Origin of the sequence: Streptomyces lavendulae subsp. lavendulae, from assembly GCF_002803845.1 — a bacterium.
GTDB classification, from domain to species: Bacteria; Actinomycetota; Actinomycetes; order Streptomycetales; family Streptomycetaceae; genus Streptomyces; species Streptomyces lavendulae.
Genome location: NZ_CP024985.1, coordinates 2,853,930 through 2,868,681, shown reverse-complemented (window position 1 = coordinate 2,868,681; position 14,752 = coordinate 2,853,930). Strand labels below are relative to the sequence as shown.

The following is a 14,752-nucleotide window of genomic DNA, read 5'->3' as shown; positions in this document are numbered from 1 at the left end:
CCTCGTGAAGGAGTGGCCCATGGTGGCGGGTGGAGTACCGGTACGGGCGGCGCGCAAGAACGCGCCCCCGCGCGAGGACGTACTCGTCGCCGCCATGGCCACGATCGCCGAGCGCGGACTGGACGGCCTGACCATGGCCGGCCTCGGCCGCCAGGTCGGCATGAGCAGCGGCCACCTCCTCTACTACTTCGGCAGCAAGGACGAGCTCCTGCTGCGGACCCTGGAGTGGAGCGAGGCGGCGCTGGGCACCGAGCGGCGGGCCCTGCTGTCCCGTCCCGGCACGGCACGCGCCCGCATCGGGGCCTACGTGGACCTCTACGTGCCCGACGGCCCCCGGGACCCGCACTGGACCCTGTGGCTGGAGGTCTGGAACCGTTCCCAGAACGCCGGCCCCCAGGAACGGGAACGGCAGGCCGCCATCGAGGGCGCCTGGCACCGCGACCTGGTCGCCCTCCTCGCCGAGGGCATCTCGCGCGGCGAGTTCCGCCCCGTGGACGCCGACCGCTTCGCGGCCCGCCTGCGGGCCCTGCTCGACGGCTTCAGCATCCAGCTGGCCGTCGGCCTGCCGGGCACGGGGCGCGAGGACATCCTCGAACACGTGGCGGAGTACCTCGCGGAAGCCCTGGTGGCACAAGCCTGACGGGGCGGCCGGACCGGCTGCCGGACCGGGGTGCCCGGATGCTGAGACCGGCGTCCACGGGCGACGGGCGGTGTGGCACACTGCGAGCGTGCCTGCTCAGCTCATGATTATGGACAGCAGCGCGCCGGTCCTCTGTGACCGCTGAAACCGTGGAAGACCTTCGCGGCAGCGGCCACCGTGCCTCAGACCCGCGCGCAGACCTCTCGCACCCGCGAGGGGTCTTTTCGTTTCCCGGCTCCAAAACCACGCCGGGTCGGCAGCGCGCGATGATGGGGGCAGTGGATCCCGGGCTTCCGGAACCACTCATCCGACAGGAGTCAGATCAGCATGACGACGACAGAGGCGACGGAGCCGACAGCGGCCCTCGATGACAGCTTCCACGTCTTCGACACCACCCTGCGCGACGGCGCCCAGCGTGAGGGCATCAACCTCACGGTCGCGGACAAGCTGACCATCGCACGGCACCTGGACGACTTCGGAGTCGGCTTCATCGAGGGCGGCTGGCCCGGCGCCAACCCCCGCGACACCGAGTTCTTCGCCCGCGCCCGCGCCGAGATCGACTTCAAGAACGCCCAGCTCGTCGCCTTCGGCGCGACCCGCCGGGCCGGCGGCAGCGCCGCCGCGGACCCGCAGGTCCGCGCCCTCCTGGAATCCGGCGCCCCGGTGATCACCCTGGTCGCGAAGTCCCACGACCGGCACGTCGAGCTCGCCCTGCGCACCACCCTCGAAGAGAACCTGGAGATGGTCCGGGACACCGTCTCCCACCTGGTCGCCCAGGGCCGCCGCGTCTTCGTCGACTGCGAGCACTTCTTCGACGGCTACCGCGCCAACCCCGAGTACGCCAAGTCCGTGGTCCGCACCGCGCACGAGGCCGGGGCCGACGTCGTCATCCTCTGCGACACCAACGGCGGCATGCTCCCCGCCCAGGTCACCGCCGTCGTCGCGACGGTCATCGCGGACACCGGGGCCCGCCTCGGCATCCACGCCCAGGACGACACCGGCTGCGCTGTCGCCAACACCCTGGCCGCCGTCGACGCCGGCGCCACGCACGTGCAGTGCACCGCGAACGGCTACGGCGAGCGCGTCGGCAACGCCAACCTCTTCCCCGTCGTCGCCGCACTGGAGATCAAGTACGGCCGCAAGGTGCTCCCCGAGGGCGCCCTCGCCGAGATGACCCGCATCTCGCACGCGATCGCCGAGGTCGTCAACCTCACCCCCTCCACGCACCAGCCGTACGTGGGCGTCTCCGCCTTCGCGCACAAGGCGGGCCTGCACGCCTCGGCCATCAAGGTCGACCCCGACCTCTACCAGCACATCGACCCCGAGCGGGTCGGCAACACCATGCGGATGCTGGTCTCCGACATGGCCGGCCGCGCCTCCATCGAGCTCAAGGGCAAGGAGCTCGGCGTCGACCTCGGCGGGGACCGCGCGCTGATCTCCCGGGTCGTCGAGCGGGTCAAGGAGCGGGAGCTCCGGGGCTACACGTACGAGGCCGCCGACGCCTCCTTCGAGCTGCTGCTGCGCGCCGAGGTCGAGGGCCGGGCCCGCAAGTACTTCCGTACGGAGTCCTGGCGCGCGATCGTCGAGGACCGCCCCGACGGCACCCACGCCAACGAGGCCACGGTCAAGCTGTGGGCCAAGGGCGAGCGGATCGTCGCCACGGCGGAGGGCAACGGCCCGGTCAACGCCCTGGACCGGGCCCTGCGCGTGGCCCTCGAACGCTTCTACCCGCAGCTCGCCAAGTTCGAGCTCATCGACTACAAGGTCCGCATCCTGGAGGGCAAGCACGGCACGGAGTCCACGACCCGCGTCCTGATCTCCACGACGGACGGCACCCGGGAGTGGTCCACGGTCGGCGTCGCCGAGAACGTGATCGCCGCGTCCTGGCAGGCCCTGGAGGACGCCTTCACCTTCGGCCTCCTGCACGCGGGCGTCGAACCGGCGGAGTAGCCGAACCGGCGGAGCAGGCGTCCCCGGCGCGGTCCGCCGGGTCGCCGGATCGCCCTTATGTCCAGCTCACACAGGAAACATCCGGTTCGGGTAGCGTCGTGGGCATGAGGACCAGGCTGATTTCCGCGCGCTTCCGACCGATGCTGGCAGGCCTGCTGCTGGCCCTGTCGGCGACCGCCTTCGTGGCCGCCCCGCAGGCGTCGGCGGCCACGGGGGTCTCCGCCGTGGGGGAGGCCCTGAAGGAGGGGCCGGTCTACGTCGACCCGGGGGCGCGGTCACAGCTGTCCCAGAGCCAGGCGGACGCGCTGGCCAAGAAGATCAAGGACGCGGGGAAGCCGGTGTTCGTCGCCGTGCTCCCGAACACCGCCCAGTTCCCGCAGGACAAGGTGCTCGGCGCGGTCCGCGCCGAGACCGGGATCACCGGCCTGTACGCGATCCGCCTCGGCGACGGCTTCAACGCCGGCGCCGACCGGACGGTGATGTCCGGCAACGCCGTCCGCAACCTCACCGACGCCGTCAAGACCGGCACCCCGGTGGACGCGAACACCCAGCTCAACAACTTCGTCGACCAGGCCCTCACCCAGGTCAAGGGCGGAGCCCCGGCCTCCTGGGGCGGCGCCGCGGCGGACGAGGCCTTCCCCACCGGCGCCCTGATCGGCCTCGGCGCGGTCGCACTGGTCGGTGGCGGCGGGGCGTACGCGCTGGTCAAGCGCAACCGCAGGCAGAAGGAGGAGGCCCGCCGCGAGGCCGTCGCGCGCCTCAGCGTGGTCGTGGACGAGGACATCACCGCCTTCGGCGAGGAGCTCGACCGCCTCGACTTCCACCCGGGCGAGCCCGGCGCCGACGACGCGATGCGCGCGGACTACGAGCAGGGCCTGGACTCCTACGAGAAGGCCAAGCAGATCATGGCCTCGGTGCAGCGCCCGGAGGAGGTCCAGGGCGTGACCCAGGCGCTGGAGGACGGCCGCTTCGCGCTGGCCCGCCTCGATGCGCGCCGCCAGGGTCGGCCCCTGCCGGAGCGCCGTTCGCCCTGCTTCTTCGACCCGCGCCACGGCCCGAGCACGGAGGACGCCGCCTGGGCGCCGGCCGGCGGGGCGCCGCGTACGGTGCCGGTCTGCGCGGCGGACGCCGTACGGCTGCGGGACGGCCTGGACCCGGCGGTCCGCACCGTCGACACCGAGCACGGGCCGCGCCCGTACTACGACGCCGGCCCGGCGTACGGCCCCTGGGCCGGCGGCTACTTCGGCGGCGGCATCCTGCCCGGCCTGCTCGTGGGCACGATGCTCGGTTCGATGATGTCCTCTCCCGCCTACGCCTCCGACTTCGGCGGTGGCATGGGCTCCGGGTTCGAGGGCGGTGACGTCTCCGGGGCGGACTTCAACCCGTCCGACTTCGGCGGCGGGGACTTCGGCGGCGGGGGCGGCTTCGACGGGGGCGGCGGCTTCGACGGCGGGGGCGGCTGGTAGCCGCCCCCGGCCCGGAGCCGCCCGGCAGGACTAGGCCTGCTTGATCGCCGAGATGTCGAAGGTCAGCTTCACCTTGTCGCTGACCATGACGCCGCCGGCCTCCAGGGCCGCGTTCCAGGTCAGGCCCCAGTCGGAGCGCAGGATCTCGGCGGAGCCCTCGAAGCCGACGCGCTCGTTGCCGTAGACGTCGGTCGCGCTGCCCGCGAACTCCAGGTCGATGGAGAGCGGACGCGTGACGTCCTTGATCGTCAGTTCTCCGGTGATCCGGTACGTGTCGCCGCCGACGCGCTGCGCCGAGGTGGAGCGGAAGCGCATCAGGGGGAAGCGTTCGGCGTCGAAGAAGTCGGCGCCCCGCAGGTGCGCGTCGCGGTCGGCGATGCCCGTGCCGACGGAGGCGATGGTGACGTCGATGGCGGCCGTGGACCGGGACGGGTCCGTGCCGTCGAGGTGCAGGGTGCCCTCGTGCTCGGTGAAGCTGCCGCGGACGTTGGTCACCATGGCGTGGCGCACGGTGAAGCCGATGCTGCTGTGGCTCGCGTCGATCGTGTAGTCCCCGGTGAGGGCGGCGAGCGCCGGGTCCACGTCGAGCGTGGCGACGGGGGTGGTCTGGCTGCGGCGGGTGAAGAGACCCATGGCTTCCTCCTCGGAAGGTTCTGCGTGGAAATTGCTTGAAAGTTCAACTAGAGCGAGGCTAGAGCCATTCCGTTCAAATTTCAACTTCCTGCGTCCATGTGGGTCGGTTTTGTTCGACTCCCACAAAGGCCGAAGGTCCCCGCTGGGGGAGTCCGTACATCCTCCGGAGGTTCTGTCCGGCCCGTACAGCGGATGGGGCCCGAGACTGTGTAGAACCAACGGAGGGTTTTCATGGCCGGGCTTCGTAAGGTCGGTACATGACCGTTGTGGACCAGACTCCGAGCGAGCCGACGGACGCCCGCGGGCGCGTGGCCGAGCTGCACTCCCTCCGCGAGGACGCCCGGCGCGGCCCCAGCGACCGGGCGACCGAAGCGCAGCACGCCAAGGGCAAGCTGACCGCGCGTGAGCGCATCGCGCTCCTGCTCGACGAGGGTTCCTTCAAGGAGGTCGAGCAGCTCCGCAGGCACCGGGCCACCGGCTTCGGCCTGGAGGCCAAGAAGCCCTACACCGACGGTGTCATCACCGGCTGGGGCACCGTCGAGGGCCGTACGGTCTTCGTCTACGCGCACGACTTCCGGATCTTCGGCGGCGCGCTGGGCGAGGCCCACGCCACGAAGATCCACAAGATCATGGACATGGCCATCGCGGCCGGTGCCCCGCTGGTCTCCCTCAACGACGGCGCGGGCGCCCGCATCCAGGAGGGCGTCTCGGCGCTCGCCGGGTACGGCGGCATCTTCCAGCGCAACACCAAGGCCTCGGGCGTCATCCCGCAGATCTCGGTCATGCTCGGCCCCTGCGCCGGCGGCGCCGCGTACTCCCCGGCGCTCACGGACTTCGTCTTCATGGTCCGCGACACCTCGCAGATGTTCATCACCGGCCCGGACGTGGTCCGCGCGGTGACCGGCGAGGAGATCACCCAGAACGGCCTCGGCGGTGCGGACGTGCACGCCGAGACCTCGGGCGTGGCGCACTTCGCGTACGACGACGAGGAGACCTGCATCTCCGAGGTCCGCTACCTCATCACGATGCTGCCCTCCAACAACCGCGAGAACCCGCCGGTCCACGAGACCGACGACCCGAAGGACCGTCGCTCCGAGGTCCTGCTGGACCTGGTCCCGGCCGACGGCAACCGCCCGTACGACATGCTCAAGGTGATCGAGGAGCTCGTCGACGACGGCGACGTCCTGGAGATCCACGAGCGCTGGGCCCGCAACATCATCTGCGCCCTCGCGCGGCTGGACGGCCAGGTCGTCGGCATCGTCGCCAACCAGCCCGGCCACCTCGCCGGCGTCCTGGACATCCACGCCTCCGAGAAGGCCGCGCGGTTCGTCCAGCTCTGCGACGCCTTCAACATCCCGATCGTCACACTGCTGGACGTCCCCGGCTTCCTGCCGGGCGTCGACCAGGAGCACGGCGGCATCATCCGCCACGGCGCCAAGCTGCTGTACGCGTACTGCAACGCCACCGTGCCGCGGATCTCGCTGATCCTGCGCAAGGCCTACGGCGGCGCGTACATCGTCATGGACTCCCAGTCCATCGGCGCCGACCTCACCTACGCCTGGCCGACCAATGAGATCGCCGTCATGGGCGCCGAGGGCGCGGCCAACGTCATCTTCCGCAAGCAGATCGCGGACGCCGAGGACCCCGAGGCGATGCGCGCCCGGATGGTCAAGGAATACAAGGCCGAGCTGATGCACCCGTACTACGCGGCCGAGCGCGGCCTCGTGGACGACGTCATCGACCCCGCCGAGACCCGCGAGGTGCTCGTGAGCGCCCTCGCGATGCTCCGCACCAAGCACGCCGATCTGCCGTCCCGCAAGCACGGCAACCCGCCGCAGTAACGAGCGAAGGAGACCTGCCACCGATGAGCACCGCCACCGACACCCTGCTGAAGGTCGAGAAGGGCAACGCCGCGCCCGAGGAGCTGGCCGCGATCACCGCGATCCTGCTCGCCCGCGCCGCCGCCGCGCCCGAGGAGGCCGCCACCACCCGTCGCTCCCAGGCCGGCTGGCGCCGCCTGGAGCGCAGCCGGGGCTTCCAGGCCCCGCACAGCTGGCAGGGCTAGCCGACGCGCCACCGCTTCGTCCGACGGCCGCCGTCCGTACCCGAACCCGGGTACGGACGGCGGCCGTCGGCGTTCGCAGCCCGGACGCCGAAGGGCCCCGCCCCGGGGTGGGGGCGGGGCCGGGCGCCGGCATGCCGGACGGTCAGGCCCGGGTCACTCGACCTTGTTCGGCGAGAAGCCGTAGGAAACCTCTCCGTGGAAGGGGACGCTCTTGCCCCGGCGCAGGGCGGGGCCGACCTGGAGCACCCATCCCGTCGTGGTGTCGGGGGTGAAGTTCGCCCCGTTGACGGCGACGTGCAGCTGGTAGACCCGGCCGGTGGTGGTCAGGGTCTTGACGTAGGCGTCGTTGCCCGCGGCCTCGATCGAGACGCCGCACGGGACGCCCGCTTCAGCGGTACTGGGGTAGCCGGTGATGCCCGAGAGGTTCTGCCAGATCACCGGGGCACCCGTGTTCGGCGCACGACCGGCAGAGACGATGCCGTTGCGGACGGCGGCGCTGAACGACTCGCTGTTGGAGCGGGAGTAACTGTCGATGTCGATGCACGGGCCGGCTGCTCCCGTCGCACCCGTCGCACCCGTGGCTCCGGTGGCGCCCGTCGGACCTGTCGGACCCGTCGGACCCCGCTCGCCCTTCGGACCGCGCGGACCCCTCGGGCCCTGCGGACCGCGGCACTCGTCGTCGTCGCCACCCCCGCCGGACGGCGCCGCCTTGTGCCGCGACTCGGACGACGTGCAGTGATCCCCACCGCCCAGGGCATCAGCCCCGGGTGCCGCCGCCGCGACGGCGGGGGAGGCGACGCCGCCCAGCACCAGGGCGAGGGAGGCGAACGCTCCGCCGGTGAGCCAGCCGGCTCGCCTGGGCACCGGGCCCAGCTTGGATCTGCAGCTGTCCTCAGGACGCATGTGCCGCTCCTTGGAAAATCTGATCGGATGATCACCGGATCGTCCGGTGGTACGCAGACATGCTGGGGACCACCCGCCGCGCCGCGCCGCGCGGCGCGCCCGCCGTTCAGCGGTTCGGCCCAGTGCACGCACCCGCCCGGGTCAGCCGCGCGGCGCGCTGCGGGCCGTACCCGTCCGGCGGTCCATAGGGTCCCCGCCGTGAAGCCGACCATCTGCCTCTGCATGATCGTGAAGAACGAGTCCGCCGTCATCGAGCGCTGCCTGGCCTCGGTGCGCGACCACATCGACACCTGGGTCATCTCCGACACCGGATCCACCGACGGCACCCAGCAGCTGATCCGCGCCGCCCTCGACGGGATCCCCGGCGAACTCCACGAGGAGCCCTGGACCGACTTCGGCCACAACCGGAGTCTCAACATCGCCCACGCCCGCGGCAAGGCCGACTATCTGCTCCTCCTCGACGCCGACCTCGTCCTGCGGGCCGACGCGCCCCTGCCGCCGCTGGTGGCCGACTCGTACATGCTCCGCCACGAGGGCGACACCGAGTACCGCATCAAGCGGCTGGTGAGCGGCCGGCTGCCGTGGCGGTACGAGGGCGTCACCCACGAATACATCACCTGCGACCGCTCGGAGACCGTGGCCCACCTGGACGCCCTGGCCATCGAGGACCACGGCGACGGCGGCTCCAAGCACGACAAGTTCGAGCGCGACGCCCGGCTGCTGGGCGCCGAGATGGCACGCGACCCGGACAACGGACGGACCGTCTTCTACCTCGCCCAGACCATGCGCGACATGGGCGAACGCGCCGAGGCCATCCGCCTGTACGAGCGGCGGGCGGCCATGGGCGGCTGGGGCGAGGAGGTGTACCAGTCCCTCCTCCAGGTCGGCGTGCTGCACGGCGACAGCGGTGACCCGGCCGACTGGCCCGCCGCGAGGGACGCGCTCGACCGCGCCTGGGAGTCCCGGCCGGAGCGGATGGAGGCCTGCTACGAACTGGTCTCGCGGCTACGGCTCCTCGGCCGGTACCACTCGGCGCACGCCATCGTCCGGGCCTGCCTGGACCGGCCGGTCCCGGACGACGTCCTGTTCATCCAGCCCTGGGTCTACCGCTGGGGGCTGCTGTTCGAGTACTCCATCACCGCGTTCTGGGTGGGCGACCTGGCCGCCAGCCTCCACGCCTGCGACCGGCTCCTCGCCCTGCCCGCCCTGCCCGCCTCCTACCGCAGGCAGACCGAAATCAACCGCGGATTCGCCCTCCAGCGGCTGTCGGTGCCCGCCCAGGCCTGACGGTCGGCTACCGCGCGGCCGCGGTGAAACGCAGCGGAGCGGGACGCAGCACGCGCGGTACGGGCACCTCCGGAGCGAAGGGCTTCGAGAAGAGGGCCAGCAGCCCCGGGTGCACCGCGCACAGCGGCATGCGCCCCGTCTCCGCCGCCGCCTGCCGCAGCCGCTCGTCCTCCGCCAGGCGGTCCGCGCTCACGTACAGGTAGGCGTTCTGCGCGTACCAGGGCTCGATCTCGGGGTCGTCCCACAGCCGGGTTCGCAGGCAGTCGACGAGCTCGTACCCCCACCGGCCGAAGTGGTCGCGCCAGTAGTTCGGCCACTGCTCGTTGCGGTGGTCGCTGCCGGTCTGACCGGGGATCGCGGCCGAGAAGAGCACCACGTCGGACAGCGCGCAGAGGTCGGCGACCAGCGAGTCGGCCCGGCCCGGGTCCAGGTGCTCGGCCGCCTCCAGGGACATGGCCAGGTCGAAGCGCCGGCCCTCCAGCCGCAGCGGCTCGGAGAGGTCCCACCGCAGGAAGGACTCCGCCGGGATGCGCAGGGCGGACTCGGTGACCCAGTCCCCGTCGACCCCGAGGACCGACTGCGCGCCCAGCCGGCGGGCCGCCGCCAGCCAGGACCCCGTACCGCAGCCCAGGTCGACCACGCTGGAGGGCTCGACCAGGTCGAAGACCAGCGGCAGCACCCGCTCGGCGGACCGCGCCGAGCCGTCCTGCTGGCTCTCGTAGAACCACGTGCCGTACGCGTCGCTGCGGGACACGGACATCCCCATCACCTCGAAACTCGCCGCTCGCCGATCCGGTCGACGCGACGATCCCACAACGGGCCGCGGGCCAGGGCGTGCCACGCGCGGGGCGGCAAAGACGGAGCGCCGGGATCCCCTGAGGGGATCCCGGCGCTCCGGCGCACGAGGGGGACGGCTACCGCAGACGGGCCATCAGGGCGTGCTCGACGAGCGTGATGAGCGCGCTCTTGGCGTCCGCGCGGTGGCGGGCGTCGGTGGTGATGATCGGGGCGTCGGGCCCGATCTGGAGGGCCTCGCGGACCTCCTCCGGCGTGTACGGCTGGTGGCCGTCGAAGCCGTTGAGGGCGATCACGAACGGCAGGCCGCTGTTCTCGAAGTAGTCCACGGCCGGGAAGCAGTCCGCGAGACGGCGGGTGTCGACGAGGACGACGGCACCGATCGCACCGCGGACCAGGTCGTCCCACATGAACCAGAAGCGGTCCTGACCGGGCGTACCGAAGAGGTACAGGATCAGGTCCTGGTCCAGGGTGATGCGGCCGAAGTCCATGGCGACCGTGGTGGTCGTCTTGTCACCGGTGTGGGTGAGGTCGTCGATGCCGGCCGAGGCACTGGTCATGACGGCTTCGGTGCGCAGCGGGTTGATCTCGGAGACCGCGCCGACGAACGTGGTCTTGCCCACGCCGAAGCCGCCCGCCACCACGATCTTCGCGGAGGTGGTGGAGCGAGCAGGAGCCGCTCCGCCGTTAGAGCTTGCGAAGTCCACTGAGCACCCTTTCGAGCAGTGTCACATCTGGCTGGCCACCGGCAGACTCGTCGCCGCCGGGCTGGTGAATGGCGACAAGGCCCGCCTCCGCCAGGTCGGCTACGAGGATGCGGGCGACACCAAGAGGAATGGAGAGAAGTGCCGAGATCTCCGCTACGGATTTGATCTCCTGGCACAGGCGGCAGATGCGCTGGTGCTCGGGCAACTGCCCTTGCAGCCGGGCGGGATCCGCCGTGGTACTGACCAGCGCCTCGATGGCGAGCTGGTAGCGCGGCCGGGTACGACCGCCGGTCATCGCGTACGGACGCACCAGCGGGTTGTGCGCCTTCGGAGCCTGCGGCTGGGAGCCGCGCAACGGCTGCTGCGAAGGGCGCTGGGAATACGGGGGTTGCTGGGGCTGGCCGTACTGCTGGTGCTGGTAGGGGTTCTGCTCCGGCACGGGCCGGCTGGGAGCCGAGGGGAAGTTGAAGCGGTTCTGGTCGTGCCCACCCTGCGGCTGCTGCGCGCCGCCATAAGGATGTCCTCCGGGTGTTGTCACGTTTCCTCCTCCGACTCCAAGAACGCAGTACTCCCTGTGGAACCGCGCCACCGCACCCTACGGTGCGATGACGCGAAACACACTGCCTGTCTGTTAGTTGAGAAGACTTCCCTGCAGCTCGGCGCGCAGATCCGGAGTCAGGACACTGCCCGCGCGATCGACAAGAAGGGCCATCTCGTAGCCCACGAGGCCGATGTCGCACTCGGGGTGCGCGAGCACCGCGAGGGACGATCCGTCGGAGACGGACATGAGGAAGAGGAATCCCCGGTCCATCTCGACCACGGTCTGGTTGACGGCGCCGCCCTCGAAGATCCGGGAGGCTCCCGCGGTCAGCGACGTCAGACCGGAGGCCACGGCCGCCAGCTGATCGGCGCGGTCGCGCGGGAACCCGTCGGACATCGCCAGAAGAAGGCCGTCGGCGGAGACCACCACGGTGTGGGACACCCCTGGGGTGTTGTCCACGAAGTTGGTGATCAACCAGTTCAGGTTCTGTGCCGCCTGGCTCATCGGGCTCACACTAACGCTCCTGGTCATAGCTGTTACTTGACTGCTCGGAACCCGCGCTGCGTCCCTGCTGGACACCGCGTCGCAGGTTGCTCAACCTGCCACGGACGTCCTCCGGTGCGCGGGAGACCTGCGGGCCGCCCTGCGGGGTCGTCTCCGCGGCGCCCTCGACCAGGTTGGCCTTGGGTACCCGCCGAGGGAGACCGGACGGGGTGACCCCGCCCGCCTTCGGCTCACGGAGCTTGCCGGCCTGCTGCCAGCGCTCGTCGTTGCGCGAACGCCACGCGGCGCCGTCGTCCGTCTCCTCCGCCGGGGCCTTCTCCGCGGCGGCGGCCTGCTGCTGACGCTGCGGGCGCTGCTCGAAGAGGGATCCGGAGGACTCCGCTTCCTGCTGTGCCGGCTGCCACTGCTGCTGGCTGCCGCGTCGCGGCAGGCCCGCTCCGGTCATTTCGTGACCGGTGTCGGCAGCGGCGCCCGGACGGTCGAAGCCTACGCGTTCCCGGGCCGGTTCGGGAGCGGGCTGGGATTCCGATTCGATCCCGTAGTCCTGCTGGTAGGAGCCCGGGAAGGTGTTCTGCTCGGGCCATGCCGCCTGCGGTGACTGCTCTTCGTAACCGCCGTCGTACGCCTGCGCGGGCTGCTGCTGCTCCGGGTAGCCGTCTTCCGTATAGGCATATCCCTGGTCGGGGTACGCCTCGTAGGACTGGGGCTGCTGCGCGTTCTCGTACGGGGCCTCGTAGGCCGGCGCGGCCGGCTGCTCGTAGCCCTGGTACGGCTGGTACGCGTGCTCCGGCTGGGGTTCCGGATACTCCTGGCCGGCAGCTTCCGGCTGCTGCTGCTGAGGCTGCGGCTGCTCCTGCGGGAAGCCGACCTGCGCCTCCAGCTGGGCCCGGCGCTCCTCGCGGCCGAGCGAGCGCACGACCGGGTCGACCGGCGCCCCGTCGGGGCCCTGTCCGCCCTGGGCGTCGTAGCGCGAGTCGTCGAAGCCGAGTTCGGCGGCGGTGCGCAGCGGGGCCGCCTGCTGGCTCTGCTGCTGCGGAATGATCGAGGAGACGGTGAAGTCGTCGTCCGGGATGCCCTCGCCACCGCCACCGTGGGTGATGGCGTCGGGGAGCATGACCAGCGAGGTGGTGCCCGCCGCCTCGCCCGAGGGGCGCAGCTGCACGCGGATGCTGTGGCGGTCCGCCAGCCGGCCGACCACGAACAGACCCATGCGCTGCGAGATCGCGGCGTCCACGGTCGGCGGGTTGGCCAGCTTGTGGTTGATGTCCGCGAAGTCCTCGGCGGTGAGGCCGATGCCCTTGTCGTGGATCTCGACCATCACGCGCCCGTCGGGCAGACGCGTGGCGTTGACGCGGACCTTGGTCTGCGGGGAGGAGAACGTGGTGGCGTTCTCCAGGAGCTCGGCGAGCAGGTGCACGAGGTCGGTCACGGCCTGGCCGTGGATCTCGGCCTCGGAGACGCCCGAGAGCTCGATGCGCTCGTACTGCTCCACCTCGGAGGAGGCGGCGCGCAGCACGTCGACGAGGGGGACCGGCTGGTCCCAGCGGCGGCCCGGGTTCTCACCCGCGAGGATGAGGAGGTTCTCGCCGTTGCGGCGCATACGGGTGGCGAGGTGGTCCAGGCGGAAGAGGTTCTCCAGCTGGTCCGGGTCGGCCTCGTTGTTCTCCAGGTCGGTGATGAGGGTCAGCTGGCCCTCGATCAGCGACTGGTTGCGCATGGAGAGGTTGGTGAAGATCGCGTTGACGTTCCCTCGCAGGAGCGCCTGCTCGGCGGCGAGCCGGACCGCTTCCCGGTGGACCTGGTCGAAGGCGCGGGCGACCTCGCCGATCTCGTCCTGGGAGTTGATCGGGATCGGCTGGACGCGGGTGTCGACCTTGCCCGGGTCCGTGCGCGAGAGCTGGTCGACGAGCATCGGCAGGCGCTGCTCGGCGACGTCGAAGGCGGAGCTGCGCAGGCGCAGCATCGCGCGGCTCATCTGGCGGGCCATCATGCCGGCCAGGATGAACGCGGCGAGCATGGCCACGACCACGATGGCGCCGGTGAGGATGGCGTCGCTCTGCGACTTGTCGGAGACGGCGACGGCGTCGTCGACGGCCTTGCCGAGGAGGTCCTTCTCGATCTCGGCGTAGGCGTCGAACTTGGCGGTGGCGGCGGCCTGCCAGGCGGGGGCGGTGGTGCCGTTCAGGGCGAGCTTGGCGGGCTTGTCGCCGCTGGCTATCGCCTCGGTCATACCGGTGAGCGCGGAGCCGTTGACCACGGGCGGAGCCTTGAAGGTGGTGCTGCCGGACTGCTCGGCGGCCTGCTTGGCCTGCGCGAGCTTGGCGGCGCCCTCCTGGGACTTCTTGCCCATGACCTCCTTCAGCCGGTTGGTGTCCTCGTCGGTGCCGGCGGCGACGTACTCACCGATGGCGATCTCTTCGAGGTAGGCGTAGGAGGAGAAGGCGACGAGCTGGGCCTTCCGGACGTTCTCGTCCTCGTTCGGGCGCACCAGCAGGTGCGTGCCGACGGAGCGCTGGAGCGAGTTCGCGGCCTTGGCCAGCTCGACCGCGTAGACCATGCGGCCGTAGCTGGTGACGTTGCCGGTGCCGAGACCCAGTTCGTTGGAGAACTGCATGAGGTAGTGCTGGACCAGCACGTACCCCTCTTCGGTCGGGATGGGGCCGGCCGCGGCGGGGAGGTTCTTCTTGGCGGTCTCGGGGACGGCGTAGGCCGTCTTGCGGACCTGCTCCAGCTTGGGCTCCTCCTGGCGGAAGAGCTCCAGGCGCCGTTCCAGACCCTGCTTCTGCGGCAGGTTCTTCGCGGCCTGGGCGAACTTGGCCTTGGCCGCGTCGGTGGCCGCGTAGGCCTTCGTCACGGCCTCGTTGTTGCGGTCGCCCTTGAGGAGGGGCTCGGCGGTGAGGTCGCGCTCGTTGAGGAGGGCCTGGCCGTATTCGGCCGCCGCCTGGACGATCCGCGCGGTCTGCTCGGCGTCCTTGGCCTCGTTCCAGCTGTCGACCGAACCCTTCACCTGGAAGCCGCCCATGACCAGGCCCACGAGGGCCGGTACGAGGAGGATGGCGTTCAGACGGGTCGGCACGCGCCAGTTGCGGGGGGAGAACTTGCTGGTGCTGCCGCCGCCGGTGGGTGGTTCCACGGGTACGTCGACGGGAGACGCGGCCGCGCGCGGCGGCGGGGTGAAGTTGCCGCGCGCGGGTTCATCCGCGGGGCTCGAGTTGCTTCGCCTCACTCGACCAACAACCTCTCGGCGGTGCTACTAGCTAG

13 protein-coding genes are annotated in these 14,752 nt (G+C 71.1%); 6 read left to right on the top strand and 7 right to left on the bottom strand.

Annotated elements, in window-relative coordinates; genetic code table 11:
- The first annotated feature begins 19 nt into the window (after positions 1–19).
- The 3 genes from SLAV_RS11940 (at position 20) to SLAV_RS11925 (ending at position 4,056) form a co-directional block, all read left to right on the top strand.
- Entirely contained in the window at positions 20–640 is a 621-nt protein-coding gene (locus SLAV_RS11940) for a TetR/AcrR family transcriptional regulator (RefSeq protein ID WP_030236226.1), read from the top strand.
- Between the two features lie 327 nt (positions 641–967).
- On the top strand, positions 968–2,590 hold the full coding sequence (gene cimA / locus SLAV_RS11930) for a citramalate synthase (protein ID WP_030236230.1): 1,623 nt from the start codon (positions 968–970) through the stop codon (positions 2,588–2,590).
- A 104-nt stretch (positions 2,591–2,694) separates the two neighbouring features.
- A complete protein-coding gene (locus SLAV_RS11925; RefSeq protein WP_030236234.1) occupies positions 2,695–4,056 on the top strand; it encodes a hypothetical protein in 1,362 nt (453 codons plus the stop codon).
- A gap of 30 nt (positions 4,057–4,086) precedes the next feature.
- On the opposite strand, the gene SLAV_RS11920 is transcribed toward SLAV_RS11925, so the two are convergent.
- Entirely contained in the window at positions 4,087–4,689 is a 603-nt protein-coding gene (locus SLAV_RS11920; protein ID WP_030236237.1) for a YceI family protein, read from the bottom strand.
- 257 nt (positions 4,690–4,946) lie between these two features.
- On the opposite strand from SLAV_RS11920, the gene SLAV_RS11915 reads away from it, so the two are divergent.
- Together SLAV_RS11915 and SLAV_RS11910 are read left to right on the top strand one after the other, a co-directional pair.
- Entirely contained in the window at positions 4,947–6,530 is a 1,584-nt protein-coding gene (locus SLAV_RS11915; RefSeq protein WP_100660869.1) for an acyl-CoA carboxylase subunit beta, read from the top strand.
- Positions 6,531–6,553: 23 nt separating this feature from the next.
- Positions 6,554–6,754 (top strand): acyl-CoA carboxylase subunit epsilon, encoded by a 201-nt coding sequence (locus SLAV_RS11910; RefSeq protein ID WP_030227297.1) that lies wholly within the window; start codon positions 6,554–6,556, stop codon positions 6,752–6,754.
- Positions 6,755–6,907: 153 nt separating this feature from the next.
- On the opposite strand, the gene SLAV_RS40990 is transcribed toward SLAV_RS11910, so the two are convergent.
- On the bottom strand, positions 6,908–7,618 hold the full coding sequence (locus SLAV_RS40990; RefSeq protein WP_158740551.1) for a hypothetical protein: 711 nt from the start codon (positions 7,616–7,618) through the stop codon (positions 6,908–6,910).
- A gap of 237 nt (positions 7,619–7,855) precedes the next feature.
- Between SLAV_RS40990 and SLAV_RS11895 the strand changes: the two genes are divergently transcribed.
- The gene (locus SLAV_RS11895; RefSeq protein WP_037686626.1) at positions 7,856–8,944 is read left to right on the top strand and encodes a tetratricopeptide repeat-containing glycosyltransferase; all 1,089 of its coding nucleotides are present in this window, start codon (positions 7,856–7,858) and stop codon (positions 8,942–8,944) included.
- A 7-nt stretch (positions 8,945–8,951) separates the two neighbouring features.
- On the opposite strand, the gene SLAV_RS11890 is transcribed toward SLAV_RS11895, so the two are convergent.
- The 5 genes from SLAV_RS11890 to SLAV_RS11870 form a co-directional block, all read right to left on the bottom strand.
- The gene (locus tag SLAV_RS11890; RefSeq protein ID WP_051840509.1) at positions 8,952–9,704 is read right to left on the bottom strand and encodes a methyltransferase domain-containing protein; all 753 of its coding nucleotides are present in this window, start codon (positions 9,702–9,704) and stop codon (positions 8,952–8,954) included.
- 154 nt (positions 9,705–9,858) lie between these two features.
- On the bottom strand, positions 9,859–10,446 hold the full coding sequence (locus SLAV_RS11885) for a GTP-binding protein (protein WP_073911148.1): 588 nt from the start codon (positions 10,444–10,446) through the stop codon (positions 9,859–9,861).
- Positions 10,427–10,984: a DUF742 domain-containing protein gene (locus SLAV_RS11880; RefSeq protein WP_100660868.1), complete on the bottom strand. Its 558-nt coding sequence runs from the start codon at positions 10,982–10,984 to the stop codon at positions 10,427–10,429. The genes SLAV_RS11885 and SLAV_RS11880 overlap by 20 nt, the downstream gene beginning before the upstream one ends.
- Before the next feature lie 93 nt (positions 10,985–11,077).
- Positions 11,078–11,491 (bottom strand): roadblock/LC7 domain-containing protein, encoded by a 414-nt coding sequence (locus SLAV_RS11875; protein ID WP_030037347.1) that lies wholly within the window; start codon positions 11,489–11,491, stop codon positions 11,078–11,080.
- A 10-nt stretch (positions 11,492–11,501) separates the two neighbouring features.
- Positions 11,502–14,717 carry a sensor histidine kinase gene (locus tag SLAV_RS11870; RefSeq protein WP_030227310.1) on the bottom strand — a complete coding sequence of 1,072 codons (3,216 nt, stop codon included), beginning with the start codon at positions 14,715–14,717 and terminating at the stop codon, positions 11,502–11,504.
- Positions 14,718–14,752: the final 35 nt, after the last annotated feature.